This window comes from Kitasatospora sp. NPDC058406 (assembly GCF_042722765.1).
GTDB lineage: Bacteria > Actinomycetota > Actinomycetes > Streptomycetales > Streptomycetaceae > Kitasatospora.
Genome location: NZ_JBHXKE010000036.1, coordinates 29,312 through 47,467 on the forward strand (window position 1 = coordinate 29,312; position 18,156 = coordinate 47,467).

Here is an 18,156-nt window from a genome sequence, read left to right on the forward strand (position 1 = left end):
CCGATGTCGGAGATGTCCGAAGAGCTCGACCAGATAGCCATCGTCGGTATGGCCGGCCGCTTCCCCGGGGCCCCCGACGTCGACACGTTCTGGAGGAACCTGGAACAGGGCCGGGAGTCCGTGACCGTCTTCTCGGAGGACGAACTCCTGGCCGAGGGGGTGAGCCCCGCCCTGCTGAGCCAGGACGGCTACGTCAGGGCCAAGGGCGCGCTGGACGGCGCCGACCGCTTCGACGCCGCCTTCTTCGGCTACAGCCCGCGCGAGGCCGAGATCATGGACCCGCAGCACCGGGTGTTCCTGGAGTGCGCGTGGGAGGCCCTGGAGTCCGCCGGCTGCGTCCCGGAGGACTTCGAGGGGCGGATCGGGGTCTTCGCCGGGGCCGGCATGAACAGCTACCTGCTGTACAACGTGACGGCCAACCGCCGGGTCTTCGAGGCCGCGGGGCCCTACCAGACGCTGCTGGCCGGGGACAAGGACTTCCTCACCACCCGGGTCGCGTACAAGCTCGGCCTGACGGGCCCGGCACTGACCGTGCAGACCGCCTGCTCCACCTCCCTCACGGCGGTCCACCTGGCCTGCCAGAGCCTGCTGGGCGGCGAGTGCGACCTCGCACTCGCCGGGGGCGTCTCGGTCGGCTCGCCGCTGCGCCAGGGCCACCTGTACGAGCCCGGCGGCATCCTCTCGGCGGACGGGCACTGCCGCCCCTTCGACGCCGCGGCGGGCGGCACCGTGCCCGGCAACGGCACCGGCGTCGTGGTCCTGCGCCGGCTGGCCGACGCCCGCCGCGACGGCGACACCGTGGACGCCGTCATCCTGGGCTCCGCGGTCAACAACGACGGTTCACTGAAGGCGGGTTACACCGCGCCCGGGGTCGACGGACAGTCCTCGGTGATCACCGAGGCGCTCGCGATGGCCGGGGTGGGCGCCGACACCGTCGACTACGTGGAGGCCCACGGCACGGGCACCCCGCTCGGCGACCCGATCGAGATCGCCGCGCTGACCCGCGCCTTCCGGGAGGACACCGCGGCCACCGGCTACTGCGCGGTCGGGTCGGTGAAGGGCAACATCGGACACCTGGACGCCGCCGCCGGGGTCGCCGCGCTCATCAAGACCGTGCTGGCGCTCCGCCAGGAGGCCATTCCGCCGTCGCTGCACTTCACCAAGCCCAACCCCGAACTCGACCTGGAGTCCGGCCCGTTCTTCGTCAACGACCGGCTGCGGCCGTGGCCCCGCGGGTCCCGGCCGCGCCGGGCCGGGGTCAGCTCGTTCGGCATCGGCGGCACCAACGTGCACCTGGTCCTGGAGGAGGCCCCCGCCGAGCGGCCCAGCCCGGACACCGACGCGGAGGCCGGCCCGGAGGACCGCCGCACGCCCTCCCGCGAGTCCGGCGCCCCCGCCGGTCCGGTCCTGCTGCCGCTGTCGGGGAGGACCCCGGAGGCGGTCGAGCAGGCCGCGCACCGGCTCGCCGACCACCTGGAGGAACACCCCGGCACACCCCTGGACGACGTCGCCCACACGCTGGCCCGCCGGCGGCGCGCGTTCGGTCGGCGCCGGGCCGTGGTGGGCCGGGACCGGGCGGAGGCCGTCGCCGCACTGCGCGCCGTCACCGCCGCCGGGACCGCCGGGACGGCCGACGAGGCTCCCGTCGCCTTCCTGTTCCCCGGCCAGGGCACCCAGTACGTCGACATGGCCCGCGACCTGTACCGGCACGAGCCGGTGTTCACCGCCGAACTCGACCGCTGCGCCGAGCTGTTCGCCGCGGAGCTGGGCGCGGACCTGCGCGACTCGCTCTTCCCCCGGCCCGGAGGAGCGGCCGAGGCCGAAGCCCGGCTGAACCGGACCGAGTTCGCCCAACCGGCGCTGTTCCTGGTCGAGTACGCCCTCGCCCGCCAGTGGTCCGCCTGGGGCGTCCGCCCGCAGGCCATGGTCGGCCACAGCGTCGGCGAGTACGTCGCGGCCTGCCTCGCGGGCGTCTTCTCCGTGGAGGACGCCGTCCGCCTGGTGGCGGCACGGGGCCGCCTGGTCCAGGCGATGCCCGCCGGGTCGATGCTCACCGTGTTCCTCTCCGAGGACGAGCTGGCGCCCTGGCTGGGCGACGACGGCGACGGTCCCGCCCTCGCCCTGGCCGCGGTCAACTCCACCGCCCTGAGCGTGGTCTCCGGCCCGACCGGCGCGGTGGACGGGCTGGAGCGCCGCCTCAGGGCCGCGGGCATCCCCTGCCGGCGGCTGCACACCTCGCACGCCTTCCACTCCGCCACCATGGACGGCGCCGTCGGACCGCTGGTCGAGGAGGTCCGCAAGGTCCGGCTGAACCCCCCGCGCATCCCCTTCTGCTCCAACGTGACCGGCACCTGGATCACCGACGAGCAGGCCACCAGCCCGGAGTACTGGGGCCGTCACCTGCGGCAGCCCGTGCGCTTCGCCGAGGCCGCCGGACTGCTGCTGGCCGACCCGTCCCGGGTCCTGGTCGAGGTGGGCCCGGGCCACACCCTCGGCAACTTCGTGCGCGAGCACCGCGCCTGGCGCGACGACCGGACCGTGACCGGCTCGCTGCGCCACCCGCACGAACGGACGGACGACCGGGTACGGCTGCTGGAGGCCCTGGGCTCGCTGTGGAGCGCCGGCGTCCCGGTCGACTGGGCGGCCGTCCGGCCGTCCGAGGGCCGCCGGGTACTGCGCCTGCCCGGCTACGCCTTCCAGCGGCAGCGGTACTGGGTGGACCCCGATCCCGTCGCCACCACCGCCACCACGACCCCCGCGGACGGCACGGCGGACGGCGCCGCCGTGCCGCTCGGCGACTGGTTCCGCACCCCCGGCTGGCGGCGCCTCGCACCGCGCAGCACCGGCCGGCGGCCCGGGGACGGCCCGGAGCCGCTCTGGGTGGTGCTGGGCGACGACCTCGGTCTCGGCCGCACCCTGGCCCGGCGGTTGGAGGACGGGGGCGCCTCCGTCGTCCGGGTCGGCGCCGACGACGGGCTCCGCTCCCGCGGCGAACGGTCCTGGTCACTGGACCCGGCCGACCGTGACCACTTCGCCGAGCTCCTCCGCTCACCGGACGTGCGGGGCGCGGCAGCACTCCGGATCGTGCACCTGTTCAGCCTGGGCGGCGGCCCGGCCGACGCGCTCGACGGGGCCCGGCTCGACGAGGCACGGCTCGACGAGGCACGACGGGTCGGCTTCGACAGCCTGATCGCGCTGGCCCAGGGCATCGAGGACGCCCGCCCGTCGGTGCCGATCACCATCGACGTCCTCTGCCGCGGCGTCCACGGCGTGACCGGGGACGAGCCGCTGCAGCCGGAGAACGCCACCCTGGCCGGCCCCTGCACGGTCGTCCCGCAGGAGCTGCCGGACGTCGAGTGCCGCCTGCTGGACATCACCGGCACCGACCCGGCCGCCCCGCCGGACGGATCGGTCCGCGCCGTCCACGACCTGCTCGTCCGTGGCACCGGGGAACGCGAACTGGCCCTGCGCGGACGGCACTGGTGGGTCCGCGACTTCGATGCGTTCCGGCTCGGGGCGGACGGCTCCGACGACCCCGACGACACCAACGACTCCGAGGGTCTCGACGGCTCCGACGACACCGCCGGCCGGCCGGCCGCGGCCCCGCTGCGCGACGGCGGCGTCTACCTGATCACCGGCGGACTCGGCGGAGTGGGCCTGGCCCTCGCCGAGCAGCTCGCGCGCAGCGTCGAGGCTCCCGTGCTGGGGCTGCTCGGCCGGTCGGACTTCCCCGCCGAGGAGGACTGGGCCGCGTGGCTGGAGACGCACGGGGAGCAGGACCCGACCGGCGTCCGGATCCGGCGGCTGTCCCGGCTGCGGGAGCTCGGCGCCCGGGTCGCCGTGCTGCGGGCCGACGTGACCGACCCGGAGCAGACCGCCGCCCGGATCGCCGAACTGCGGTCCGCGTTCGGCGCGTTGAACGGCGTCGTGCACGCGGCCGGAACCCCGTCCAGCGGGATGATCGCGCGGAAGACGCGCGAGGACGCGGACCGGGTGCTGGCGGCGAAGACCCGCGGCACCCTGTTGCTGGACCGGCTCTGCGAGGACGACCCGCTGGACTTCTTCCTGCTCTGCTCCTCCGTCACCGCCGTCCTGGGCGGACCGGGCCAGAGCGACTACGCCGCGGCCAACGCCTTCCTCGACGCCTTCGCCCTGAGCAGGCGGCAGCAGGGCAGGCCGGTGACCTCCGTCGCCTGGGGCACCTGGGAGGGCGTCGGCATGGCGGCCGGGCTCCTCTCCCGGCCGGGCACGGTCGACCCGGCCGGGCAGGACACCGGACACCCGCTGCTCCGCCGGGTCGGGTCCGAGGGGACCACCCGGACCTACGCCACGGACCTGAACACCGCGGACCACTGGATCGTCGCCGACCACCGGCTGATGGGCCACGGCCTGGTCCCGGGCACGGCCTACCTCGAACTGGTCCGCGCCGCACTGGCCGAACAGGCCGCCGACCGGGAGATCGAACTCCACGACGTGCTGTTCATGACGCCGGTGATCGTGCCCGACGGGCGGACCAGGACGATCTACACCACGATCGAGGAGCGGGACGGCCGGCCGCACTTCACGGTCCGGAGCCGCACCGGCGACGGCGCGCGGTGGCGGGAGCACGCCGTCGGCTGGGCGACGTTCCACGACCGCGGCCCGGACACCGTGCGCGACCTGGCCGAGGTGCTGGCCCGCTGCGAGGTCACCGAGGTCCTGTCCACCGAGGAGGAGATCCGGGGCCGGCTGGGGGTGGAGCGCTTCGAGGAGGGCGGCGGACCGCTCCGGTTCTGGTTCGGGCCGCGCTGGCAGGTGCTGAAGACCATCCGGACCGGCGGCCGGCGGATGCTCGCCACCCTCCGGCTGGACGACGCCTTCCTGGCCGACCTGGACGGCTACCCGCTGCACCCGGCCCTGCTCGACATGGCGGGCGGGGTCTTCCGGCTGCACGCGCAGGACCCGTACTACCTCCCGCTCACCTACCGCAGCCTGCGGGTCCTGCACCCGCTGACCGGTACCGTGCTGGTCGGCGTGGAGATCCGGCAACCCGACGGGTCGTCCGGCGAGACCCTCACCTGCGACCTCGAACTCCTCGACCCCGACGGCCGGTTGCTGGTCCAGGTGACCGACTTCACGGTCAAGCGGATCAACGACGTCGAGGCCCTGCTGGAGCAGCTCCGGCAGACCGTCGCGGAGGCCGAGGCGGAGACGGAGACCGGCGCCGACACCGGCACCGGACCGACGGCCGGGCCGGCCGACGCCTCGACGGCGGGCCCCTCGGCGGCCGGCCCCGGGGAGGCACCCGCCGGAGCGGGGACCCTGCGGGCGCTCGGCGAGGGCCTCGCCGAGGAGGACGGCCGGGCGGCCTTCGCCCGGATCCTCGCGGAACCCGTACTCCCGGCCCACCTGGTGGTCACGCCGAAGGACTTCGGCGCGCTCCGCCGGCTGGCCCGGTCGATCACCCCCGCCCTCCTCGCGCGGGAGATCGACCTGCTGGCGCCACTGGGCGGCACCCATCCGCGGCCCGACCTCCCCACCCCGTTCCTGGCCCCGGCCACCGAGCAGGAGGAGGCGGTCGCGGCGGTCTGGCGGGAGGTCCTGGGCGTCGAGGAGGTCGGCGTCGACGACGACTTCTTCGCCCTGGGAGGCCACTCGCTGGCGGCCGTGCAGATCAACAGCAGGATCCAGAGCCGGTTCGGCACCGAACTCGACCTGCGGGACTTCTTCCAGACCCCCACCGTCGCGCACACCGTCGGGCTGCTGGCCGCGACCGGCGGCGAGGGCGCGGGGAACGGCCGCGACGGGGACGCGATCGAGATCCTGAGCCGCGACGAGGCGGACCTCACCGGGCCCGGCGACCTCGACGCACTCGACGAGCTGGACGGGCTGAACGAGCTCGACGAGCTCGACGAGCTGGACGGGCTGGACGACCTGTCCGACGACGAGGTCGAGGCGCAGCTCCGGGCACTGCTCGCCGAGGAGCCGGACGACCTCGGGGCCCGGGAGGACCGGGCATGAGCGAGCGAGAGCAGGCCGGCCACCGGACACACGAGGACGGACGCGCGATGACCACCCCCGACCCCGCCACCCTCTCGGCCGCCGAGAAGAGGGCCCTGCTGGCCGAGCACCTGCGCCGGAGGAAGGCCGGGCAGCGGCCCGCCCCCCAGCAGGCCGCACCGCCGCAGCAGACCGCCCCGCACCGGACCACTCCCCAGCAGACCGCCCGGCCGCCGGCGGCGAGGCGGCGGCAGCACCGCTTCCCCGCGTCGTTCCCGCAGCAACGCATGTGGTTCCTCGACCAGTTGACGCCCGGGGACACCGCCTACAACGTCTCCGGCGCGACCCGGGTACGCGGCCCGCTGGACCTCGACCTCTGGCAGCGCGCCGTCCGGGAGATCGCCCGGCGCCACGAGGCACTGCGCACCACCTTCCGCGAGGTGGACGGCGAGCCCGTGCAGGTGGTCACCGAGGGCTCCGCGCCCGAGCTCACCGTCGTGCCCTGCGAGCACCTGCACGGGCCGGACGGGGAGGCCGGGATCCGCGCCCTGGCCCAGGAGGAGTTCTCCCGCCCGTTCGACCTGGAGGCCGGCCCGCTGCTGCGGATGCGGTTCCTGCGCCTCTCCCCGGACGAGCACGTCCTGCTGCTCACCATCCACCACATCGCCGGGGACCTCTGGTCCACCTCGGTCTTCCTCGACGAGCTGGTCACCCTCTACGGGTCGTACGCCACCGGCACCGAGGCCGCGCTGCCCGAACTGCCGGTCCAGTACGCCGACTACGCGGTGTGGCAGCGCAGGCGGCTCGACGGCGAGGGGGCGGCGGCCGAGCTGGAGTACTGGAAGCAGGCCCTCGCCGGGGCGCCCGCGGCCCTGGAGCTGCCCACCGACCGCCCCCGGCCCGCCGTCCGGAGCACCCGGGGCGGTTCGCGGCCGTTCGCCCTCCCCGCGCACCTGATGGACCGGGTGCGGTCGTTCAGCCGGAGCGAGGGGGTCACGCCCTTCATGACGCTCCTCGCGGCCTTCCAGGTCCTGCTGCACCGCTACACCCGCGAGGAGGACGTCGTCGTCGGGGTGCCGGTCGCCAACCGGGGCCGTCCCGAGGTCGAGCGGCTGATCGGGTACTTCGCCAACACGCTGGCGCTGCGGACGGACCTGTCGGGCGCCCCGACGTTCCGGGAACTCCTGCGCCGGGTACGGCCGGTGTGCCTGGGCGCCTTCGCGCACCAGGAGCTGCCGTTCGAGCGGCTGGTGGAGGAGCTGCACCCGCAGCGGGACCTGTCCCGCTCCCCGGTCTTCCAGGTCTCCTTCGTCTTCCAGAACATCGCCATGCCCTCCTTCGACGCCGCGGGGCTGCGCCTGGAACCGCTGGAGGTGGACAGCACCGCCGCCCGGTTCGACCTGGAGCTCCAGGTCTTCGACCGCCCGGAGGGTCTGAGCGGGCGGTTCGACTACAACAGCGACCTGTTCGACGCGGCCACCGTCGACCAGCTGTCCGGCCACCTCCGGCTGCTGGTCGAGAACCTGCTCGCCGATCCGGACCTCCCGGTGGGGCAGGTGCCGATGCTCGCGGCGGAGGAGGAGCGGCGGCTGCGCGACCGGTGGAACGACACTCGCCGGGAGTGGCCCGACCCGGGGTTCGCCCACCGTCGCTTCGAAGACCGGGCCGCCCGCACCCCGGCCGCCGAGGCCGTCCGCTGCGGCCGGGAGGCGCTGAGCTACGCCGAACTGGACCGGCGCTCCAACCGGCTGGCCCACCGGCTGAAGCGGCACGGTGTCGGCCGGGACGTGCCGGTCGGCATCTGCACGGAGCGCTCGGTCGAGCTGGTGGTGGCGATGCTGGCCGTGCTGAAGGCCGGCGGTGCCTTCGTCCCGCTGGACCCGGACTTCCCGCCGGACCGGATCGCCTTCGTGCTGGCCGACTCCGGGCTGCCGGTGCTGCTCACCCGGCGGGCGGTCGCGGAGCGGCTGCCCGGGACCGGCGCCGAGGTGCTGTGCCTGGACGAGCTCCACGACGGGCTCCTCGTCGAGCCCGAGCACGGCCTCGACGAGCCGGTGGCCGAGCAGGACCTCGCCTACGTGATCTACACCTCCGGCTCGACCGGGCAGCCGAAGGGGGTCCGGATCCCGCACCGGGCGCTCGGCAACTTCCTGTACTCGATGGCGGAACGGCCGGGCATCGGGCCGGACGAGACGCTGCTCGCGGTCACCACGCACTCCTTCGACATCTCGCTGCTGGAGCTGCTGCTGCCGCTGGCCGAGGGCGCGCGGGTGGTGGTCGCCGAACGCGAGGCGGTCGCCGACGGCGAGCGGCTGTCCCGGTTGCTGACCGCCTCCGGGGCCACCGTGATGCAGGCGACGCCGTCCACCTGGCGGATGCTGCTGGACTCGGGCTGGCCGGGCGCACCGGGTCTGCGGGTGCTGGCCGGGGGCGAGGCGCTGCCGGCCGAGCTGGCCCGGCGGCTGCTGGCCACCGGCGTGACGCTGTGGAACATGTACGGCCCCACCGAGACGACGATCTGGTCGGCGGTGGCCGAGGTGGGCGAGGGCCCGATCTCGATCGGCGAGCCGATCGCCAACACCGAACTGCACGTGCTCGACGACCGGGGCCGTCCGGTGCCGGCCGGTGTCCCCGGCGAGCTGTACATCGGCGGCGCCGGGCTGGCCCGGGACTACCTGGGTCTGCCCGGGCTGACCGCCGAACGGTTCGTCCCGCACCCGTTCGGGGCCGGGCCGCAGGAGCGGCTGTACCGCACCGGGGACTTGGTGCGCCGGCGGCGTGACGGCGGCATCGAGTTCCTGGGCCGGCTGGACCACCAGGTGAAGCTGCGCGGGTTCCGGATCGAACTCGGGGAGGTCGAGAGCGAGTTGGCCCGCCGGCCGGAGGTCGGGGTCGCGGTGGTGACGGTCCGCGAGGACGTCCCCGGTGACCAGCGGTTGGTGGCGTACGTGGTGCCCGCCGTCGACGACGGCTCCGGCCCGGCGGAGGAGTGGCCGGACCAGGTCGACGAGTGGCGCCGGATCTGGGACACCGCCTACGACGAGGAGGACGGCAGCCGGCCGCCCACCGGCGCCGACGGCCCCGGGCGCTCCCCCGCCGGCCTCGCGGGCGCCGGCTCCCCCGCGCCGGCACCGATCCCCGTCGAGGACCTGCGCGGGTGGAACAGCAGCTACACCGGCGAGCCGATCCCGGCCGGGGAGATGCGCGAGTGGGCCGACCGCACCGCGGAGCGCGTGCTCGGCCTGCGTCCCCGCTCGGTGCTGGAGATCGGGTGCGGCACCGGGCTGATCCTGCAACGGGTCGCGCCGCACTGCGAACGGTACTGGGGCACCGACATCTCCGAGGTCGCGCTCGCGGGCCTGAGGACGGCCGTCGACGCCCCCGGTCACCCCTTCGGCCGGGTCGAACTCCACCGCTGCGCGGCCGACCGGCTGGACCGGCTGCCCGACGGGCTCTTCGACGTGGTCGTGCTCAACTCGGTGGTGCAGTACTTCCCCGACGAGCGGTACCTGCTGCGGGTGGTCGAAGCCGCGCTGGCCCGCCTCGCACCGGGCGGGTCGGTGTTCCTCGGCGACGTCCGCAGCCTGCCGCTGCTGGAGTCGTTCCACCTCTCGGTCCAGCTGTCCCGTGCCGAACCCGGGCTCCCCGCGGACCGGTTGCTCGCGCGGGTGCGGCGCCACGTGGACGAGGACGAGGAACTCGTGATCGACCCGCGGCTGTTCACCTCCCTGCCGGGGCGGTTCCCCGCCGTCGAGGAGGTCCGCGTGCTGCCCAAGCGGGCCGACTGCGACAACGAGCTGACCCGCTTCCGCTACGACGTGGTCCTCACCACCGCACGGACGGACCCGCCGGCGGAGGCCCGGGCCCGGGCGGAGGCCCAGGCGCAGGCAGAGGCGGCCCCGCCGGCGGACTTCGCGTGGCTGGACTGGGAGGCCGAGCGGCTCACCGTGGCGTCGCTGCAGGACCGGCTGGCGTCGGAGCGGCCGTCCCTGCTCGCCGTCCGCGGGGTGCCCAACGCCCGCGTGCGCGCGCTCGCCGACGCCCTCGGGCGGCTCGGCGCCGCGCCCGCCGGCGACCCGGCGGACCCTCCGGCCTCCCCCGTCCCCCCGGCCCAGGGGGCCGTGGACCCGGAGGAGCTGTGGTCCCTCGCCGACCGGACCGGGTACCGGATCGACCTCGACTGGTCCGGGCACGGCCCGGACGGCGCGCTGGACCTCGTCGCCCGCCGCGTCGGCGCCGACGGCGAGCCCGCCGTCGGGCTGCCGCCCGCGGCCGGGCCGCCGCCCGGGGACCAGGACCCGGCGCGCCACGTCAACGGCGCCCGGCGCCGCCTGGCCCGCCGGCTCACCCCCGTCCTGCGGTCCGCCCTGGCCGCGCGGCTGCCCGCCTACATGGTCCCGTCCGTCTTCGTCCTCCTCGACGCCCTGCCGCTGACGCCGAACGGCAAGACCGACCGCAGGGCCCTGCCCCCGCCGGACGGAGACCGCCGCGACCTGGGCCCGGCCTTCGTCGCGCCACGCGACGCGCGGGAGGAGGCGCTGTGCGAGCTCTTCGCCAAGGTGCTCGGGGTGCCCGCGGTCGGCGTCCACGACAGCTTCTTCGACCTGGGCGGCCACTCCCTGCTCGCCACCCGGCTGGTCTCGCAGATCCGGGCCGCCCTGGGCGTGGAGGTCCAGGTCCGCGCGCTGTTCGAGACGCCGTCGGTGGCCGGCCTGGCCCACCGCCTCGCCGCCGACGCCGACGGCACCGACCCCGAGGTCGTCGGACACGACGGCGCGGCCCCGGCGCCGCGCCCCGAACCCCGCCCCGCGCTGCGGCCCGGGCCGCGGCCCGCCGAGCTGCCGCTCTCCTTCGCCCAGCAGCGGCTCTGGATCCTGGACCGCGTCCAGGGCCCCTCCGCCACCTACAACATCCCGATGGCGGTACGTCTGACCGGCGCCCTGGACGTGGACGCGCTGCGGGCGGCGCTGGCGGACCTGACCGACCGACACGAGCCGCTGCGCACCACGTTCCCCGACACGGGCGGCGTGCCACGCCAGCACGTCCTCGACCCCGCGGCCGGACGCCCCGGGCTGGCCGTGACCGAGGTCCCCGGCCCCGGCGCGGACGAGGCGGTGGCCGCCGCCGCCCGGTACCGCTTCGACCTGGCCCGCGAGGCGCCGCTCCACGCCGAACTGCTGGTCCACGGCCCGGAGCGGCACACGCTGGTCCTGGTGGTGCACCACATCGCCGCGGACGGCTGGTCGGTCGCCCTGCTCGGGCGCGACCTGGCCACCGCCTACACCGCCCGCCTGGCCGGCCGGCCGCCGCACTGGACACCGCTGCCCGTCCAGTACGCCGACTACACGCTGTGGCAGCGGCGGCTCCTCGGCGGCCCGGAGGATCCGGACAGCGTCCGGGCCCGGCAGCTCGACCACTGGCGGCGGGCGCTCGACGGCCTGCCGGAGCGGATCGCGCTGCCCGTCGACCGGCCGCACCCGGCCGAGGCGAGCCACCACGGCGGCACGGTCGCGTTCCGCTGGGACGCCGGACTGCACGACGCCGTCGCCGCCCTGGCGCGCCGCCACGACACCAGCGAGTTCATGGTCGTGCACGCCGCCCTGGCCGCCCTGCTGCACCGCCTGGGCGGCGGGGACGACCTCCCGATCGGGGCGACCGTCGCCGGCCGCACCGACGCCGCCACCGAGGACCTGGTCGGCTTCTTCGTCAACACCCTCGTCCTGCGGGTGGACGCGTCCGGCCGCCCCACCTTCCGGGAGCTGCTCGCCCGGGTGAGGGAACGCAGCCTGGACGGGTTCGCCCACCAGGAGGTCCCGTTCGAGTTCCTGGTGGACGCGCTGCGGCCCGCCCGGTCCACCGCGCACCACCCGCTCTTCCAGGTCATGCTCGCCTGGCAGAACCTCCCCGACGCCGAACTCGGCCTGCCGGGCCTGGCCGAGGAGGTCGTGCCGGTGAGCACCGGCACCGCCCGGATGGACCTGGTGTTCGCGCTGACCGGGCGACGCGGCCCCGGCCCCGGCCCCGGCGCCGGCGCACCGGCCGGGATCGACGGCGTGGTCGAGTACAACGCCGACGTCTTCGACCCGGACACCGTCGAGGTCCTGGCCGACCGGCTTCGCCGTCTGCTGCTGGCGGTCTGCGCCGCCCCGGACGTGCCGATCGGCGCCGTGGACCTGCTCACCCCCGGCGAACGGCACCGGCTGCTGACCGAGTGGAACGACACCGACCGCGACCTGCCGTCGGCCACCCTGCCGCAGCTGTTCGAGGCCCAGGTGGCCCGCACCCCGGACAGCACCGCGGTGGTCGACGCCGAGCGGGAGCTGACGTACGCCCGGCTGGAGGCGGAGGCCAACCGCCTGGCCCGGCTGCTGATCGACCGGGGCGCGGGTCCGGACCGGCCGGTGGCGGTGGCCCTGCCCCGCTCGGCCCGGTCGGTGGTCGCGATGCTGGCCGTGGTCAAGGCGGGCTCCGCCTATCTGCCCGTCGACCCGGACTACCCGCCGGAGCGGATCGCCCTCCTGCTCCGGGACGCCGGCCCGGTCCTGCTGCTCACCACCGGGGAGCTGAGCGGCGTGCTCCCGGACACCGGCGTCCCGCTCCTGCTCCTGGACCGGCCGGAGGTGCTCCGGGAGCTCGACGCCCGCCCCGCCACCGCGCCCGGGGACGCCGACCGCGCGGAACCCCTGACCCCGGCGCACGCCGCGTACGTCATCTACACCTCCGGCTCGACGGGGACGCCCAAGGGCGTGGTGGTCACCCACACCGGGATCCCCGCGCTGGTCGCGGCCCAGACCGAGGGCTTCGGGCTGGACGGGCGCAGCCGGCTGCTGCAGTTCGCCTCGCCGAGCTTCGACGCCTCGGTGGCGGAGCGGTGCGACGCGCTGCTGTCCGGCGCCGCGCTGATCGTGCTCCCGAAGGAGGAGCTGCTCCCGGGCGAGCCGCTGGCCCGGACCTGCGCCGCGTACGGCGTCACGGACGTGACCCTGCCGCCCAGCGTGCTGGCGGCCGTACCGGAGGGGGGACTGCCCGCCGGGCTGTCCCTGGTGGTCGCCGGCGAGGCCTGCCCGGCCGGGCTGGCCGCCCGCTGGTCGGCCGGGCGCCGGATGGTCAACGCGTACGGCCCGACCGAGGTCACCGTGTGCGCCACCATGACCGGGCCGCTGTCGGGCGGCGGCGTCCCGCCCGTGGGCCGGCCGATCGCCAACACCCGGGTGCGCGTCCTGGACGAGGGGCTGCGGCCGGTGCCGGTCGGTGTCCCGGGCGAGCTGTACGTCGCCGGCTCCGGGCTGGCCCGGGGCTACCTGGGCCGGCCCGGCCTGACCGCACGCCGCTTCCTCCCGGACCCGTACGGGCCGCCCGGGGCGCGGATGTACCGCACCGGGGACCTGGTGCGGTGGCGGGCGGACGGGCAGCTGGACTTCCTCGGCCGGACCGACCACCAGGTGAAGGTGCGCGGCTTCCGGATCGAGCCGGGCGAGATCGAGACCGCCCTGGCCGCCCTGCCGGGGATCGCCCGGGCCGTGGTGACGGTCCGTGAGGACCGGCCCGGCACCCGGATCCTGGTCGGCTACGTGGTCCCGCGCCCGGCGGCGCGGCCGGATCCCGCGGCCGTACGGGCCGCGCTCGCCCGCCGGCTGCCGCCGTACCTGGTCCCGGCCGCGGTGGTGGTCCTCGACGACCTGCCGCTCACCGCCAACGGCAAGGTGGACCGGGAGCGGCTGCCGGCTCCCGACTTCCCGGCGGCGCCCGGTTCCGGGCGGCCCCGCACGCCGGTCGAGGAGACCCTGTGCGGGATCTACGCGCAGGTGCTGGGGCTTCCCGAGGTCGGGACCGGGGACAGGTTCTTCGACCTGGGCGGCGACAGCATCCAGGCGATCCAGGTCGTCTCCCAGGCCCGGACCGCCGGGCTGACGGTCACCGTGCGGGACGTGTTCGCCCACCAGTCCGTCGCCGGCCTGGCCACGGTGGCCACCGACGCGGAGGCGGCGGAGGGTCCCGAGGACATCGGGACCGGCGAGATCGCCCCCACCCCGATCGTCGAGTGGCTGCGCGGGCTGGACACCCCGATCGACGGGTTCAGCCAGGAGGCGGTGGTCGCGGTCCCCCCGGGCACCGGCCGGGGGCAGCTGACCGCGGTGCTGCAGGCGCTGGTCGACCACCACGACGTGCTGCGCTCCCGGCTGACCGTCCGGCCGGACGGCAGCTGGTCGCTCCTGGCCGGGCCGCACGGCTCGGTGCGGGTCGAGGACCGGCTGCACCGGGTGGACGTCACCGGGCCGGGCGGGACCGTACCGGACGAGGCAGGGCTGCGGGCGCGGGTCGCCGGACACGCGGCCGTGGCCCGCGGGCTGCTGGACCCCGTCGCCGGGGTGGTGCTCCGGGCGGTCTGGTTCGACGCCGGGCCGCGCGAACCGGGGCGGCTGCTGCTGGTGCTCCACCACCTGGTGGTGGACGGGGTGTCCTGGCGGATCCTGCTGCCGGACCTGCGGGTCGCCGGTGAGGCGGTGCTCGCGGGGCGGCCGGTGGTGCTGGCTCCCGTGGGGACCTCGGTGCGCCGCTGGGCCGGTCTGCTGGCCGCCGACGCGGTCGCCCCGGACCGCGTCGCCGAGCTCCCGGAGTGGACGAGGCTGCTGGCCGGCGCCCCGCCGCTCCTGGCTCGCCGGCCGGAGAACGCGCTGCCCGGGAGCGGACCGGCCGCCGTCGGACCCGCCGGGAACGGACCCGCCGGGAACCGACCCGCCGGGAACGGACCAGTCGCCCGGGCCGGGACCGGCATCGGGCGGCTGGTCCTGACCCTGCCGCCGGACGACACCGCGCCCCTGTTGGGGCGGGTCCCCGGGGCCTTCCACACCGGAGTCCAGGACGTGCTCCTGGCCGCCTTCGGGATCGCCCTGGAGGAGTGGCGCCACCGCCGGGGCGGGCCCGGCCCCGGCGCACCGGGCGGCGGGGTGCTGGTCGACGTGGAGGGCCACGGCCGGCACGAGGACCTCGCGCCCGGGGTCGACCTGTCCCGCACCGTGGGCTGGTTCACCGGCGTCCAGCCGGTCCGGCTCGCCTCCGGCCCGCTGGGCTGGGCCCAGGTGGAGGAGTCCGGGACGGAGCTGGCCGCTGCCGTGGTCCGGATCAGGGAGCAGCTGGCCGCCCTGCCCGGCGACGGTCTGGGGTTCGGCCTGCTGCGGCACCTCAATCCGGACACCGCCGCCGCGCTGGCCGCGCTCCCCGTCCCCGAGGTCGCCTTCAACTACCTCGGGCGCTTCACCGGCACCGGGCAGGGCGCGCCCTGGGCACCGGTCACGGCCGACGCCGGAGCCGCCCCGGGCGGGGACGAGGCGGAGGTCACCCTGCTCGCGCACCCGCTGGAGCTGAACGCGGTCACCTACGACGGCCCCGGGGGCCCGCAGCTGGCGGCCGGCTGGACCTGGGCGGACGACCTGCTGGACGAGCGGGACGTGCGCGAGCTGGCCGGGACCTGGTTCGCCGCCCTGCGGGCGGTCGCCGCCTGCGCCGCCCTGCCCGGGGCGGGCGGTCCGCCGGTCGCCCGGCCCGCTCCGACGGACCGGCGCCGGAACCGGCACCTCGGCCGGGGCGACCGGCGGGGCGGCGCCGTCGCGCCGGCCGACCGGCGCGGGGGCGTCCCGCTGTCCTTCGCCCAGCTGGACATCATGTACCAGCCCGTGGACCCGGACGAGGCGCACCACAACGTCATCACCGCGACCGTCCTGAGCGGAGAGCTCGACCGGGAGGCGCTGCGGCACGGCCTGGACGAGATCGTGCGGCGCCACGAGGCGCTGCGGACCAGGATCGTCGACGACGGCGCCGGGGAGTGGCGGCAGCTGGTCGATCCGGTCGGGGGCTGGCCGCTGGCCACCGCGGACCTGCGGGCCGGGACGGAGCAGGCCCGGCAGGAGGAGCTGCGGGGGCTGGTCGAGGCGGAGGTGAGCCGCCCGTTCAGCCTGGCCGGGGGGCCGCTGGTCCGGGGCACCCTGGTCGCCACCGCCCCGGACGAGTGGGTGCTGGTGCTGGTGCTGCACCACATCGTGGTCGACCTGTGGTCCTACGCGCTGCTCGGGCGCGAACTGCGCGAGCTGTACGCCGCACGGGTCCTGGGCCGGGAGTCCACGCTGCCCGAGCCGATGGTCCAGTACCCGGACTGGGCGGCGTGGCAGCGGCGGCGGCTGGCCGACGGCGCGCTGGACGAGCACGTCGCCTACTGGGAGCGGTTGTTGGACGGTCTGCCACCGCTGCCGAGGTTCGAGGCGCCGGAGCACCAGAAGGCCGGCGCGGCGGAGGGGTTCACCACCGGCTTCGTCCTGGAGCCGGCCGTCACCGGGGCTCTGAGGGACGCCGCGCAGCGGGAGGGCGTCACCCTCTTCATCGTGCTGCTCTCGGCGTTCCACCTGCTGCTCCAGACCTACGCCGACGGCGGCCCGGACGGCGGCGGCGCGGACGGCGGGGTGGCGGACGGCGACCTCGCCGTGGGCTTCCCGCTGGCCGGGCGGGAGCACCCGGAGACCGAGCAGATGATCGGCTTCTTCATCAACCCGGTGGTGGTGCGCCCTCGGCCCTCGCCGGACGCGACCGTCCGGGACCTGATCACCGCGGTCCGCGCGGGCGTGCTGGACGCCCACCTGCACCAGGAGGTGCCGCTGCGGCGGCTCCGCCGGGACGCCGGGGAGGACCGCAACCCGCTGCGGCTGCTGTTCAACCTGCTCAACGTCGCGGGTGAGCCGCTGGACCTGCACGGCCTCAAGTCGGCGCCGCTGAACCTGAACGTCGGCGACGACGGGGTGATCCCCGAGCTGATCACCGAGATGCGGCCGCACAACGCCGACCTGTACCTGATGATGCACGAGTCCGACGGCGGCCTGCGCGGCCTGTGGCTGTACTCCCCGGAGCGGATCGAGCCGCGGGCGATGGCCGTGATGATGCGCCAGTGGCCGTTCCTGCTCGAACTGTTGGCGCAGCGGCCGGAGCTCGGGATCGCCGAGCTGAGGCGCCTGGTCCGGGAGCGCACGGCACCGCCACCCCCCGCCCCGGACTCGGCCGGGCAGACCGAGCACCGCACCCGACAGGAGAGGGGAACACGATGACCAGGACGGCCGGGCCGGTGGCTCTGATCACCGGTGGGACACGTGGGATCGGCCGCGCCACCGCACTGCGGCTGGCCCGGGACGGCTTCGACGTCGCCCTGTGCTACGGGGCGGACGCGGAGTCCGCCCGGGCCCTGGAGAAGGAGCTGCTGGACCTCGGCCGCAACACCTACGTCCGCCGGGCCGACGTGTCCGACGCCGCCGCGGTGGGCGCGCTGGTCGACGGCGCCGAGGACGCGCTGGGCCCGATCACCGCCCTGGTGACCTCGGCGGCGATCCTGCGGGACGCACCGCTGCTGCTGATGGAGGACCAGGACTGGCAGGACGTCCTCCAGGTCAACCTCAGCGGCGTCTACCACGCCTGCCGTGCGGTGATCGACGGCATGGTGCTGCGCCGGTCCGGCGCCGTCGTCAACCTCTCCTCGGTCGCCGGCATCTGCGGCAACGCCGGGCAGAGCAACTACGCGGCGACCAAGGCCGGCATCATCGGGTTCACCAAGTCCCTCTCCCAGGAGGTCGGCCGGTTCGGCATCCGGGCGAACGTGGTGGCCCCCGGCTACATCGACACCGATCTGGTGGCCCGGCTGCCGGACGAGGCCGTCGGACGCGCCCTCGAACAGGTCTCGCTGCGCCGGCTCGGCCGTCCCGAGGAGGTCGCCGAGCTGATCGCCTTCCTCGTGTCCGACCGGGCCGCCTACATCACCGGCGAGGTCCTCCGCATCGACGGCGGCTTCCGCTGACGACCCGCCCGGCCCCCGATTCCCGGCCCCCCGACCCGCCCGACTCCCCGACTTCGCCTGGAGCACCCGTGGACGACCGCCCCGCCGCGCACTGGACCGTGCTGGTCAACGACGAGCTGCAGCACGGGCTCTTCCCCGCCGATCTCCCCGTGCCCGCCGGCTGGCACCCGGCCGGCTTCACCGGCACCGAGGACGCCTGCGAGTCCTACGTCGAGGCGCACTGGACCGATCTCCGTCCGCTGAGCCTGCGCCGCCCGGGGCCGTCCTAGAGCGGGGCGGGCAGCGGGCGGCGGGCGGCGAAGGACGGACGGCGAAGGGCGGACGGCGATCCGGCCGGTGCCGGGGTC

At 76.0% G+C, this 18,156-nt stretch carries 4 protein-coding genes; all 4 read left to right on the forward strand.

Features of this window, described 5'->3' with window-relative positions:
• The first annotated feature begins 3 nt into the window (after positions 1-3).
• The 4 genes from ACFWOG_RS10235 (at position 4) to ACFWOG_RS10250 (ending at position 18,078) form a co-directional block, all read left to right on the forward strand.
• Positions 4-6,000 carry an SDR family NAD(P)-dependent oxidoreductase gene (locus ACFWOG_RS10235; protein WP_380356673.1) on the forward strand — a complete coding sequence of 1,999 codons (5,997 nt, stop codon included), beginning with the start codon at positions 4-6 and terminating at the stop codon, positions 5,998-6,000.
• On the forward strand, positions 5,997-17,069 hold the full coding sequence (locus ACFWOG_RS10240; RefSeq protein WP_380356676.1) for an amino acid adenylation domain-containing protein: 11,073 nt from the start codon (positions 5,997-5,999) through the stop codon (positions 17,067-17,069). Before ACFWOG_RS10235 ends, ACFWOG_RS10240 begins: the two co-directional genes overlap by 4 nt.
• Entirely contained in the window at positions 17,066-17,809 is a 744-nt protein-coding gene (gene fabG / locus ACFWOG_RS10245) for a 3-oxoacyl-ACP reductase FabG (protein WP_329948500.1), read from the forward strand. The genes ACFWOG_RS10240 and fabG overlap by 4 nt, the downstream gene beginning before the upstream one ends.
• 68 nt (positions 17,810-17,877) lie before the next feature.
• Positions 17,878-18,078 carry an MbtH family NRPS accessory protein gene (locus ACFWOG_RS10250; protein ID WP_329881452.1) on the forward strand — a complete coding sequence of 67 codons (201 nt, stop codon included), beginning with the start codon at positions 17,878-17,880 and terminating at the stop codon, positions 18,076-18,078.
• Positions 18,079-18,156: the final 78 nt, after the last annotated feature.